This is a genomic window from Burkholderia sp. Bp9031, assembly GCF_003857965.1.
Classification (GTDB): domain Bacteria; phylum Pseudomonadota; class Gammaproteobacteria; order Burkholderiales; family Burkholderiaceae; genus Burkholderia; species Burkholderia ambifaria_A.
The window spans coordinates 1-12,079 of sequence record NZ_QTPW01000048.1; the positions used below are offsets into that span (position 1 = coordinate 1).

The 12,079-nt window shown below is 67.0% G+C and carries 10 protein-coding genes; 6 read left to right on the forward strand and 4 right to left on the reverse strand.

Annotated features, from left to right (window positions below; translation table 11 throughout):
• Positions 1-515 precede the first annotated feature (515 nt).
• The 3 genes from DIE15_RS34270 to DIE15_RS34280 all read right to left on the reverse strand — a co-directional run bounded on the left by DIE15_RS34270 (position 516) and on the right by DIE15_RS34280 (position 2,874).
• Positions 516-887: a nuclear transport factor 2 family protein gene (locus tag DIE15_RS34270; RefSeq protein ID WP_124835650.1), complete on the reverse strand. Its 372-nt coding sequence runs from the start codon at positions 885-887 to the stop codon at positions 516-518.
• Between the two features lie 101 nt (positions 888-988).
• On the reverse strand, positions 989-1,588 hold the full coding sequence (locus DIE15_RS34275) for a hypothetical protein (RefSeq protein ID WP_124835634.1): 600 nt from the start codon (positions 1,586-1,588) through the stop codon (positions 989-991).
• Positions 1,589-1,869: 281 nt separating this feature from the next.
• Positions 1,870-2,874, reverse strand: coding sequence for an AraC family transcriptional regulator (locus tag DIE15_RS34280; RefSeq protein WP_057924167.1), 1,005 nt, complete (start codon positions 2,872-2,874; stop codon positions 1,870-1,872).
• Positions 2,875-3,010: 136 nt separating this feature from the next.
• Between DIE15_RS34280 and DIE15_RS34290 the strand changes: the two genes are divergently transcribed.
• Genes DIE15_RS34290 through DIE15_RS34300 form a run of 3 tightly spaced genes read left to right on the forward strand, consistent with a single transcriptional unit; the run spans position 3,011 to position 6,687 of the window.
• Positions 3,011-4,684 carry an acyl-CoA synthetase gene (locus DIE15_RS34290; protein ID WP_124835635.1) on the forward strand — a complete coding sequence of 558 codons (1,674 nt, stop codon included), beginning with the start codon at positions 3,011-3,013 and terminating at the stop codon, positions 4,682-4,684.
• 20 nt (positions 4,685-4,704) lie between these two features.
• Positions 4,705-5,472, forward strand: coding sequence for a 3-hydroxyacyl-CoA dehydrogenase (locus tag DIE15_RS34295; protein ID WP_057924169.1), 768 nt, complete (start codon positions 4,705-4,707; stop codon positions 5,470-5,472).
• 24 nt (positions 5,473-5,496) lie between these two features.
• Entirely contained in the window at positions 5,497-6,687 is a 1,191-nt protein-coding gene (locus tag DIE15_RS34300; protein WP_124835636.1) for an acetyl-CoA C-acetyltransferase, read from the forward strand.
• 112 nt (positions 6,688-6,799) lie between these two features.
• On the opposite strand, the gene DIE15_RS34305 is transcribed toward DIE15_RS34300, so the two are convergent.
• Positions 6,800-7,492 carry a TetR/AcrR family transcriptional regulator gene (locus DIE15_RS34305; protein ID WP_124835637.1) on the reverse strand — a complete coding sequence of 231 codons (693 nt, stop codon included), beginning with the start codon at positions 7,490-7,492 and terminating at the stop codon, positions 6,800-6,802.
• Between the two features lie 362 nt (positions 7,493-7,854).
• On the opposite strand from DIE15_RS34305, the gene DIE15_RS34315 reads away from it, so the two are divergent.
• The 3 genes from DIE15_RS34315 (at position 7,855) to preA (ending at position 11,982) form a co-directional block, all read left to right on the forward strand.
• A complete protein-coding gene (locus tag DIE15_RS34315) occupies positions 7,855-9,135 on the forward strand; it encodes a Zn-dependent hydrolase (RefSeq protein WP_057924172.1) in 1,281 nt (426 codons plus the stop codon).
• Between the two features lie 129 nt (positions 9,136-9,264).
• Entirely contained in the window at positions 9,265-10,602 is a 1,338-nt protein-coding gene (locus tag DIE15_RS34320) for an NAD(P)-dependent oxidoreductase (protein WP_124835638.1), read from the forward strand.
• 72 nt (positions 10,603-10,674) lie between these two features.
• Positions 10,675-11,982 carry an NAD-dependent dihydropyrimidine dehydrogenase subunit PreA gene (gene preA, locus DIE15_RS34325; RefSeq protein WP_124835639.1) on the forward strand — a complete coding sequence of 436 codons (1,308 nt, stop codon included), beginning with the start codon at positions 10,675-10,677 and terminating at the stop codon, positions 11,980-11,982.
• Positions 11,983-12,079: the final 97 nt, after the last annotated feature.

Genomic DNA, 12,079 nt, shown 5'->3' on the forward strand with positions numbered 1-12,079 from the left:
GACCGTGAAACGACTCTACGCCGATGATAGTGCGGATTCCCGTGTGAAAGTAGGTAATCGTCAGGCTCCCTAAGCCAGAAACCCCCGCCCGAACAGGCGGGGGTTTTTGCATTTGTGGCGCCGAAAAAGGAAAAGGGCGATGGCCGCCAGGCGTTGGCTTGGGAGCTCGTGCCGGTCGGCCGGTGAGCTGGCCAGGCAGGATCCTCATGCACGTCGCACCCGCGTCGCAGCCGGGCCCAGTAGCGCGATCCCGCTGCAACCGACATCGCCGCAGCGAGGGCAGCGAGTCCTGCAGCAGCGCTTCGGATAATTCCGGTGCACCTTGGAAACGCGAGCTGGTTTCGTCAACGCGTTCTTATCGACCGCATGTGCTGCACGTACGATAAAAGTCATCTGCATCTCTTCCCCCCGTCATTGGCAGTGGTTGCTGCGCGCCGAACATGTCGGTGCGCGGCAATCGCGGTATCGTCTCACCTTTGGATTCCGTCGTTTATCGATTGCCGGCATGTCACAGCTCAACCGATCTGAGATGCGTGTCCGGCAACGACACGCCAGCTGCTCCCCGACCGGCGCCACAGGCGCGTATAGGCGAACGTGCCGTTGAATGCAGTGCCGTCGAAATGACCGGCAAGCATCGCTTTCGTCGTGGTGAGGATCATCTCGTCGATTGCCCTGGCCTGCATCTCCTGGATGCCAAGTGCGTCGAGACGCAGCAGCTTCGCACGATGCGCAGATAGATCCTCGTGCTTCGAAATGACCTGCCCGGTCGGAACGGTGAAGATCAGGTCATCATCCAGCAACATATCGAGCGCGTTGACGTCGCTAACGAGCATCGCCGCTCGAAGTGCGGCTTCGTACGGTTCGATGACTGCACGAACTGCATCCATATCGGGCCTCGCATCAGTTCGAAGGATCAGGATGCCACGCATGACCGGCAAGCCGGTCGCGGCACCCCTCGCATTCTGGCATCACGTCTGCTCGACAGAGGCTACTCCACTTTCGACAGCGTCTGACGCCGCACCATCATCAGCAAGCAGATGCCGATCGACGCGAGGATGTTGACTGCAGGATAGAACGCAACCGCGACATTCCACGTGCTCAACGCGAGCAGCGCCAGCGCGTACTTGAGCACGCACAGCGCGAAATACGCGAGGCTCTCGCTCCACGGATCGTGGAGAGTCTTGCGCACGGTCGGGCCGAGGCCGGCAAGCTCGATCAGCGTGACCAGGCAGATCGACAACGTCGGGTCGTCGGTCAGCATCCAGAGCGGTATCGCCGATAGCGCCGCGCACAGGAAAAACCAGTCGATGCGTGTCCAGCCGCGTTCGCCTCGAAACAGGCTCGCGACGAAAGTCAGGAAGCAGGTGAGCGCAATCGCCGCCGTGCACCACGCAGACGGTCCGGCACCCGCAACGAACTGGCCGGCGGCCGCGATCGTCGTGACGACCGACCAGATAAGCCACGTGAACAGATGCGGACGAACGGTGCGCCGGTAGATCGCGAGCGCGTACGGAATCGCTGCCAGCAGGGACACGGCAGATCCGACGACACCCAGCACTGAAGCGGCACCTTGATCGACAGTCACCATCGAAGCGGTCCGGTCCTGTTCGCATGGGCCGACCAGTATGTGATCGGATCGGGCGGTGTGCAACGTTGCGCCGGTAGCCGGCACCCATAGTCGCGTAGTGAATCTCCATCGAGCAAGCCGGCTCGGCGGGACCGACATTTCGTAGATCTTCCGGGCCGTCGTTGACGTTGCTCCTCTACTACATGGGCTGCAAGCTGCTTTCGTGGCCGCAGCAGGGTGTGGCCGCGAGCGTCGACGGCATGTCGTGCTGACTTCGCAGCGTGCCCGGGCCGCGTTGCGTATCAATGCTCCGGCTGCGCCGCATTGACGTCGCGCCGAAACGCGCCCGGGCTCGTGCCCGTCCATTTCCGGAACGCGCGATGAAACGCGCTGGGTTCGGTGAAGCCGAGTTCGGCCGCGATTTCCGCGACGCTGAGCGTGTGTCCGCGCAGCAGCGACTGGGCTAACGCGCCGCGCAGCTCGTCCTTGATCGATGCGAAGCTCTGCCCCTCGCTGCGCAAGCGTCGCCGCAGTGTCGCAGGTGTCGTGCCGAGGCGCACGGCCAGCGTATCGAAGTCCGGCCACTCGGCGGCCGGCAGTGCCTTCAGGTGGGCGCGCGTTCTTGCCACCCAGCCGGTGTCGTGCCGGTAGCGGACCAGCAGGTTGCCGGGTGCGCCGCGCAGGAACGTTTTCAGCGCCTGCGCGGAGCGGATCGTCGGCAGCGCGAGATAGGCGGCGTTGAATGCGAGCCGGCTGTCGGGGCGATCGAAATGGACCGGAACGCCGAAGAACTGGTGGTAGTCGCTGCGCTGGTCGGGGCTCGGGCACGCGAAATCGATGCGCTGCAGCGGAATGCGTCGGCCGATCAGCCAGCAGGCGACGCCGAGCAGGATCAGCCAGAACGTCCGGTAAGCGAACGCCGAATAGGGCGCACCCGCCTGCGTGAGGACGATCTGCGCCTGGCCGTCGGCGATCACGAGTTCGCCGTGCGGTTCGTCGAGCACGACGCGCAGGAACTGCAGCGCACGCCGCAGCGCCTTCTCGAGCGTGCCTGCATGCAGCACGGCATGGCACAGCAGCGTGAAGCTGCCGCGCCGCATCGGGCGGGCCGCGAGCCCGAAGAATTCGTCGTCGATCGCGCTGGCGATAGCCAGCCACAGCCGGCCGTACTGCTGCGGCGTGACGGGCTCCCGCACGGCGGCCGGCAAGCCGGCGGCGCACAGCACGGGCTCGGCCGGCATCCGTTGCCGGCGCAGGCTCTCGAGCGCATCCTCGACGAAATCGGGCGAGATCATCTGCGGCCCCATTTTTTCATGCCCTCCAGACATGGCAAAAGCGATCACGATTCTAGATTCTGTTTGTCATTGATTGCAATGTGACGGCTGTCTACCATCATCGATATACCCCCGGTTCGCCGGCGGTCATAACGAACAGGAGACATGCATGCGTGATGGAGCAACTGCCCGGGCGGTGCCGGCCTACGCCGACGCCGTGGCCGGCTTCCGTATCGAGACTGCCGCTGCCTATCTGCACGGCGACCTGGAGCAGGGCCTGAACGCCTGCGTCGAATGCTGCGACCGGCATGCGGCGGCAGACGCGAACGCGATCGCACTCGACTGGATCGACGCCGGTGGCCAGCACCGCAGCTTCACGTTCGCGCAGATGCAGACGCTGTCGGCGCGTGTCGCGAACCTGCTGGTCGAGCGGGGCGTGAAGCCGGGCGATGTCGTGGCCGGGCTGCTGCCGCGCACGCCCGAACTCGTCGCGACGATCCTCGGCACGTGGCGCGCGGGCGCCGTCTATCAGCCGCTTTTCACCGCATTCGGACCGAAGGCGATCGAGCATCGGCTGCGCATGAGCGATGCGCGGCTGGTCGTCACCAACGTCGCGAACCGCACGAAGCTCGACGAGATCGCGGATTGCCCGCCGGTCGCGACGGTGCGCGAGTCGGGCGACGCGCTACCGGCCCGCGACATCGATTTCCGCGCGGCGCTCGACGCGCAGTCCGACACGTTCGAACCGGTGCCGCGCAAGGGCACCGACCTGTTCATGATGATGTCGACGTCGGGCACGACGGGCTTGCCGAAGGGCGTGCCGGTGCCGCTGCGCGCATTGCTCGCGTTCGGCGCATACATGCGCGACGCGGTGGACCTGCGCGACGGCGACCGCTTCTGGAACATCGCCGATCCGGGCTGGGCATACGGCCTCTATTACGCGATCACGGGCCCGCTGCTGCTCGGCCATGCAACGACGCTATACGAGGGCGGCTTCACGGTCGACAGCACCTACGACGTGATCGAACGACTCGGCATCACGAGTCTCGCCGGTTCGCCGACCGCTTACCGGATGCTGATGGCGGCCGGCACCGAAGCGGCGGCGCGGCTGAAAGGGCAGCTGCGGGTCGTCAGCAGCGCGGGCGAACCGCTGAATCCGGAAGTCGTGCGCTGGTTCCATGCGGCGCTCGGCGCGCCGATCTACGATCACTACGGGCAGACCGAACTCGGGATGGTCGTGAACAACCATCACGGGCTCACGCACGTCGTTCATGCGGGTTCAGCCGGTTTCGCGATGCCCGGCTATCGCGTCGCGGTGCTCGACGAAGCCGGCCGCGAACTGGGCCCGGGCGAGCCCGGCAACCTCGCGATCGACATCGCGCGCTCGCCGCTGCTGTGGTTCTACGGTTACTGGCAGCAGGACACGCCGGCGATCGCGGGCGGCTACTACCGGACCGGCGACAACGTCGAGCTCGAGCCGGACGGCACGGTGAGCTTCATCGGCCGCGCGGACGACGTGATCACGTCGTCCGGCTACCGGATCGGCCCGTTCGACGTGGAAAGCGCGCTGATCGAGCATCCGGCCGTCAGCGAGGCCGCGGTGATCGGCGTGCCGGACCCGGAGCGCACGGAGATCGTCAAGGCGTTCGTCGTGCTGTCGAAAGGCTTCGAAGGCACGCCGGCGCTGGCCGACGAACTGAGCCAGCATGTGAAGCGGCGGCTGTCGGCCCATGCCTATCCCCGCGCGATCGACTTCGTCGACGCGCTGCCTAAAACCCCGAGCGGCAAGATTCAGCGCTTCGTACTGCGAAAGATGGAAGCCGACAAGGCCGCTCAACCCTGAACACCGAATACGGAGTGCGAATGAATATCAAGGATCGCGTTTTTCTGATTACGGGCGCCGGTTCGGGCCTCGGTGCCGCGGTGGCGCGCATGGTGGTCGCCGAAGGCGGCAAGGCCGTGCTGCTGGACGTCAATGAAGACGCCGGCACGAGCCTCGCGCACGAACTCGGCACGTCCGCACGCTTCGTGAAGACCGACGTGACGAGCGAAGCCGACGGGCAGGCGGCCGTTGCCGTCACGCTCGATGCGTTTGGCCGTATCGATGCGCTCGTGAACTGCGCGGGCGTCGCGCCGGGCGAGAAGGTCGTCGGCCGCGAAGGCCCGCATTCGCTGGACCGCTTCGCGCGTGCGGTGTCGATCAACCTGGTCGGCACGTTCAACATGATCCGGCTGGCGGCCGACGCGATGTCGAAGCAGGATGCCGATGCGCAAGGCGAGCGCGGCGTGATCGTCAACACCGCGTCGGTCGCGGCGTTCGACGGTCAGATCGGGCAGGCCGCGTACGCGGCATCGAAGAGCGGCGTGGTGGGCATGACGCTGCCGATCGCACGCGAACTCGCACGGTTCGGCATTCGCGTGGTGACGATCGCACCGGGCATCTTCGCGACGCCGATGATGGCCGGCATGCCGCAGGACGTGCAGGACGCGCTCGGCAAGAGCGTGCCGTTCCCACCGCGGCTCGGCCGCCCCGACGAATTCGCGGCGCTGGTGCGCCACATCGCCGAGAATACGATGCTGAACGGCGAAGTCATCCGTCTCGATGGCGCGCTGCGCATGGCACCGCGCTGACACTGGAACTGGAGGAACTCGATCATGACGACACAGGATCCGATCGTAATCGTCGGCGCGGCGCGCACGCCGATGGGCGGTTTTCAGGGCGACCTGGCCGCGGCCAGCGCGAGCGAACTCGGCGCGGTAGCGATCCGCGCGGCGCTCGAACGCGCGAACGTGCCGGCCGAGCGCATCGATGAAATCGTGTTCGGCTGCGTGCTGCCGGCCGGCCAGGGGCAGGCGCCGGCGCGGCAGGCCGCGCTGAAGGCCGGACTGCCGCTGGCCGCGGGCGCGACCACGGTCAACAAGATGTGCGGCTCCGGGATGAAGGCCGCGATGTTCGCGCACGACCTGCTGCTGGCCGGGTCGGCCGACGTGGCGGTTGCGGGCGGGATGGAGAGCATGACGAACGCGCCGTACCTGCTGCCGAAGGCGCGCGCGGGCATGCGCATGGGCCACGGGCAGGTGCTCGATCACATGTTCCTCGACGGGCTGGAGGACGCATACGACAAGGGCCGGCTGATGGGCACCTTCGCGGAGGATTGCGCGCAGTCGTATCAGTTCACGCGTGAAGCGCAAGATGCGTTCGCGATCGAATCGCTGACGCGTGCGCAACGCGCGATCTCGGAAGGGCGCTTCGTGTCGGAGATTGCGCCAGTGACCGTGAAGGCCGGCAAGACGGAAGCCGTCGTGTCGATCGATGAGCAACCGGGCAACGCGAAGCTCGACAAGATTCCGACGCTCAAGCCGGCATTCCGCGAAGGCGGCACGGTGACGGCCGCCAATTCGTCGTCGATCTCCGACGGCGCGGCCGCGCTCGTGTTGATGCGTCGCTCGGAAGCGGATCGCCTCGGTCTCGTGCCGAAGGCCGTGATCGTCGGGCATTCGACCTACGCGAACAAGCCGGGCCTGTTCGCGACGGCACCGATCGGCGCGATCCGCAAGCTGTCGGAGAAGACCGGCTGGAACCTGCGCGACGTCGACCTGTTCGAGATCAACGAAGCGTTCGCGGTGGTTGCGATGGCCGCGATGCGCGATCTCGATCTGCCGCACGAGAAGGTCAACGTGCACGGCGGCGCGTGTGCGCTCGGCCATCCGATCGGCGCATCGGGTGCGCGCGTGATGGTGACGCTGCTGGCCGCGCTCGAAGCGTATGGCATGAAGCGCGGCATCGCGTCGCTATGCATCGGCGGCGGTGAGGCGACGGCAATCGCGATCGAGCGCGTCGCGTAGCGCGAACGCATTCACGCATCACGCGCGGGACGGCACGTACGCCGTCTCGCAACGCGGGCGACGGGCATCGTGCCCGTCGCCCGTTTTGATTTTCCGGGAATGCACGATCGCGCTACACGGGCGCGTTCGGCGACGCCGCCCCGCACGCGCGGATCACGAGTTGCACGACCTGCTCGGTCGTCTCCGCGAACGCCTTCTGCGTGAACGCACGCTTGCCGCTCAGCGCGCGGATCTGCGCATCGAAATCCGCATAGTGCTGCGTGGTCGCCCAGATCAGGTACATCAATGCGTGCGCATCGATCGGTGCGAGCAGTCCGCGCGCGATCCAGCCTTCGATGACCTTCACACGCGTGTCGAACCAGGGTTTCACGCGTTCCGACAGGATGTCCTGCATGTGCGCGGCGCCGTGGATGATCTCGTTGGCCCACACCTTCGAGCCGAGCGGGCGCCGTCGCGACAGATCCATCTTCGCGCGCACGTAGTTGCCGATCGCTTCGACCGGATCGTCGCTGGCCTCGAACGATCCGGCCGCGCGGTGCCAGTCTTCGAACAGGTCGTCGAGCACGCGGCGGTACAGCGCGAGCTTCGTCGGGAAGTAGTAATGCAGGTTCGCTTTCGGCAGGCCCGCACGTTCGGCGATCATCGCGGTGCTCGCGCCGGCGAGCCCGCGCTCCGCGAACACGGCTTCCGCACAGGCCAGCAGATGCGCTTCGTTGGACTCGCGGATGCGTGCCTTGCGTCGCCGCAAAGGCGTGCCCGCTTCGTCGTGGCCGGTGGCTTCCGCGGCCGCTTCGTCATGTCTCATCGTTGCCCTCGCGCGGCATGCGTGCCGCGTTGGGCTTCATTCTAGCCGCTGGTTCGCGTCGAACGCACGTGCGCGCACATCGGCGCATGCACGATGCTGCGATGCGGTGGCACGTTTCTCGCTCGAACGCGTTACGCAAGAAAGACATTGCGTTGCGCATTTTGATCGTCTAAAACCTGTCCAATCGGACAGGATTCGACGAGTGGCGGAACGCGGTGCCAGCACCCCGCCGATCGATCGGACGAATCGCGCGAACGATGCGCATCTGCACCTCGCGGGTGCGGGTTTGCCCCGACGGCAGCAATGCGCGCACCGGCAGCGACCGGGATGACGACATGACCGACCCCACAGGAGCGATACGTATGGACGCGGTATCGGAAACAGTGAAGCGGGCAGCATTCGACACGTCGATCAAGGTCGACGGCAGGCGGTTGTGGGACAGCCTGATGGAGGTCGCGAAGATCGGCGCGACGCCGAAGGGCGGCGTCTGCCGCCTCGCGCTGACCGATCTCGACAAGGCCGGCCGCGACCTGATCGTCGGCTGGGCGAAGGCGGCCGGCTGCACGGTGACGGTCGATACGATGGGTAACGTGTTCATGCGCCGCGCGGGCCGCGTGGCCGACGCGGCGCCGGTCGTTACCGGCTCGCACGCGGATTCGCAGCCGACGGGCGGCCGCTTCGACGGCATCTACGGCGTGCTCGGCGGCCTCGAGGTGATTCGCAGTCTCAACGATCGCGGCATCGAGACCGAGCATCCGGTCGAGGTCGTGATCTGGACCAACGAGGAAGGCTCGCGCTTCGCGCCGGCGATGGTTGCGTCGGGCGTGTTCGCGGGCGTGTTTTCGCTCGAATACGGGCTGTCGCGCAAGGACGTCGACGGCAAGACGATCGGCGAGGAACTCGCACGCATCGGCTACGCCGGCGACGTGCCGTGCGGCGGCCGCAAGCTGCACGCGGCGTTCGAGCTGCATATCGAGCAGGGGCCGATTCTCGAGGCGGAGTGCAAGACGATCGGCGTCGTGACGGATGCGCAGGGGCAGCGCTGGTACGAGATCACGTTCACCGGCCAGGAAGCGCATGCGGGGCCGACGCCGATGCCGCGTCGCCGCGATGCGCTGCTCGGCGCGTCGCGGGTCGTCGATCTCGTGAACCGGATCGGTCTCGATCACGCGCCGTTCGGCTGCGCGACGGTCGGGATGATGCAGGTTCATCCGAACTCGCGCAACGTGATTCCGGGCCGCGTGTTCTTCACCGTTGATTTCCGGCATCCGGACGACGCCGTGCTCGCGAAGATGGACGCCGCGCTGCGCGACGGCGTCGCGCGCATCGCGGGCGAGATCGGACTCGAAACCGCGCTCGAGCAGATTTTCTACTACAAGCCCGTCGCGTTCGATCCGGCCTGCGTCGCGGCCGTGCGCGACGCGGCCGACCGCTTCGGCTATTCGCATCGCGACATCGTGTCGGGTGCGGGACACGACGCGTGCTACCTCGCGCAGGTCGCGCCGACGTCGATGGTGTTCGTGCCGTGTGTCGACGGCATCAGCCACAACGAGATCGAGGACGCGACGCCTGCGTGGATCGAGGCCGGCGCGAACGTGCTGCTGCACGCGATGCTCTCGCGTGCCTGCGAGCCGGCTTCATGACGGATCGGATCTAGCGCAGCCGGCAGGCGGCTCATCGCCTGACCGCGGCATTCCGAAGCATGACCGCCCCGACTGTGCATTCGCAGCCGGCGGGGACGGCTTTGTCTCCACCCAGTCGAAGGAACGCGTATGACCACCAAGCCAACCGGCGATATCGCCGCGCATCGCCTGTCGTCCACGCAACTCTCGTGTGAATTCGCCGATATCGCGCCGCTGCTCGATCCGACTGCCGCCGCGGCGGCCGCCAGCCGCTGCCACTACTGCTACGACGCGCCGTGCGTACAGGCCTGCCCGACGCAGATCGACATCCCGAGCTTCATCCGCAAGATCGGCAACGGCAACCTGAAGGGCGCGGCGACCGACATCCTGTCGGCGAACCCGCTCGGCGGGATGTGCGCACGCGTGTGCCCGACCGAGATCCTGTGCGAAGGCGCGTGCGTGCGCAATCACCAGGACGCACAGCCGGTCGCGATCGGCGCGCTGCAGCGGCACGCGACCGACTGGGCGATGGCGACCGACGCGGTGCGCTTCACGCGTGCGCCCGATACGGGGCGGCATGTCGCGGTGGTCGGCGCGGGGCCGGCCGGGCTCGCCTGCGCGCACCGGCTCGCGGTGGCCGGCCATCGCGTCACGCTGTTCGACGCGCGGCCGAAGGCGGGTGGCTTGAACGAATATGGGATCGCCGCGTACAAGACCGTCGACGATTTCGCGCAGCGCGAGGTCGAGTGGCTGCTGTCGGTCGGCGGCATCGCGCTGGAGACAGGCGTCGCGCTCGGCCGCGACGTGACGCTCGACGCGTTGCGCGAGCGGCACGACGCGGTGTTTCTCGCGATGGGTCTTGGCGGCGTGCGCACGCTCGCGATCGACGGCGAGCAACTGACCGGCGTGATGAACGCAGTCGACTTCATCGAGCAGGTGCGGCAGGCCGATGCGCTTGAGAACGTGGCGGTCGGGCGGCGCGTGGTCGTGATCGGCGGCGGCAACACGGCGATCGACGCATCCGTGCAGAGCCGCAAGCTCGGCGCGGAACGCGTGACGATGGTGTACCGGCGCGGCGTGGACGCGATGAGCGCGACCTGGGCCGAACGCGAGTTCGCGCAAAAGAGCGGCGTCACGCTCGTCACGCACGCGAAGCCGGTGCGCATCGCGGGCGCGGATGGGCACGTGACGGGCGTGGAATTCGAGGCCGCGTCGGGCGAACGCTTCACCGTCGATGCGGACATGGTGCTGAAGGCGATCGGCCAGACGCTGGTGCCGGACGGTGTCGAAGCCGCGTTGCTGACGGCGGACGGTACGCGCATCGCGGTCGATGCGGACGGACGCACCGCGTTGCCCGACGTGTGGGCCGGCGGCGATTGCGCGGCAACCGGCGGCATCGACCTCACGGTGCAGGCCGTGCAGGACGGCAAGCGCGCGGCGGCTGCGATCGACGCGGCGCTCGCGCAGCGCGACGCCAGGGCCGCGTGAGCGCGGCATACGCAACGGCGTCGCGCACGTCACGCGGATCACGATAATCGCCCCATTTTCACGGAGCCGAACATGGCCGACCTTCGCTGCACCATCGCAGGCATCACTTCGCCGAATCCCTTCTGGCTGGCGTCCGCGCCGCCGACCGACAAGGCATACAACGTCAACCGCGCGTTCGAGGCTGGCTGGGGCGGTGTCGTCTGGAAGACGCTCGGGCTCGATCCGCACGTCGTCAACGTCAGCTCGCGCTACGGCGCGGTGCAATGGAACGGCCAGCGGATCGCCGGGCTGAACAACATCGAGCTGATCACCGATCGTCCGCTCGACGTGAACCTGAGAGAGATCGCGCAGGTGAAGCGCGACTGGCCGGACCGCGCGCTGATCGTGTCGCTGATGGTGCCGTGCAACGAGCGCGACTGGAAATGGATCCTGCCGCTCGTCGAGGATACGGGCGCCGATGCGGTCGAGCTGAATTTCGGCTGTCCGCACGGGATGAGCGAGCGCGGGATGGGCGCGGCCGTCGGGCAGGTGCCGGAATACGTCGAGATGGTCACGCGCTGGGTCAAGGAAGGCACGAAGCTGCCGTGTCTCGTGAAGCTCACGCCGAACATCAGCGACATCCGGATGGGTTCGCGCGCCGCATACAAGGGCGGCGCGGACGGCGTGTCGCTGATCAACACGATCAACTCGATCGTCGCGGTGGACCTCGACCAGATGGCGCCGATGCCGACCGTCGACGGCAAGGGCACGCACGGCGGCTATTGCGGCCCGGCGGTCAAGCCGATCGCGCTGAACATGGTCGCGGAGATCGCGCGTGACCCGGAAACGCCGAACCTGCCGATTTCCGGCATCGGCGGGATTTCGTCGTGGCGCGACGCGGCCGAGTTCATGGTGCTCGGCGCCGGCAGCGTGCAGGTGTGCACCGCCGCGATGCATTACGGATTCCGGATCGTGTCGGATTTCATCGACGGGCTGTCGAACTGGATGGACGAGAAGGGCTACGCGACGCTCGACGACATCCGCGGTCGCGCGGTGCCGAACGTGACCGACTGGAAATACCTGAACCTGAAGTACGACATCAAGGCGCGCATCGACCAGGATCGCTGCATCCAGTGCGGGCTGTGTCATATCGCGTGCGAGGACACGTCGCATCAGGCGATCACCGCCGAGAAGGACGGCGTGCGGCATTTCGAGGTGGTGGACGCGGAGTGCGTCGGGTGCAATCTTTGCATGCATGTGTGTCCGGTCGAGCAATGCATCACGATGGAGCGGGTCGACGCGGGCGACTATGCGAACTGGACGACGCATCCGAACAACCCGACGCGCGCCGACGCGGGTGCGAGCCCGGCGGAACCCGCGAAACACGCGAAGGCAGCCTGACCGATGGCCGGCGGCGCGGTACCGGCCGCGCCGCCGCTTGTGTCCCGTTCGGCCGGCATCGCACGATGCCGGCGCTGACGTTTACGTGGAGCGCGTT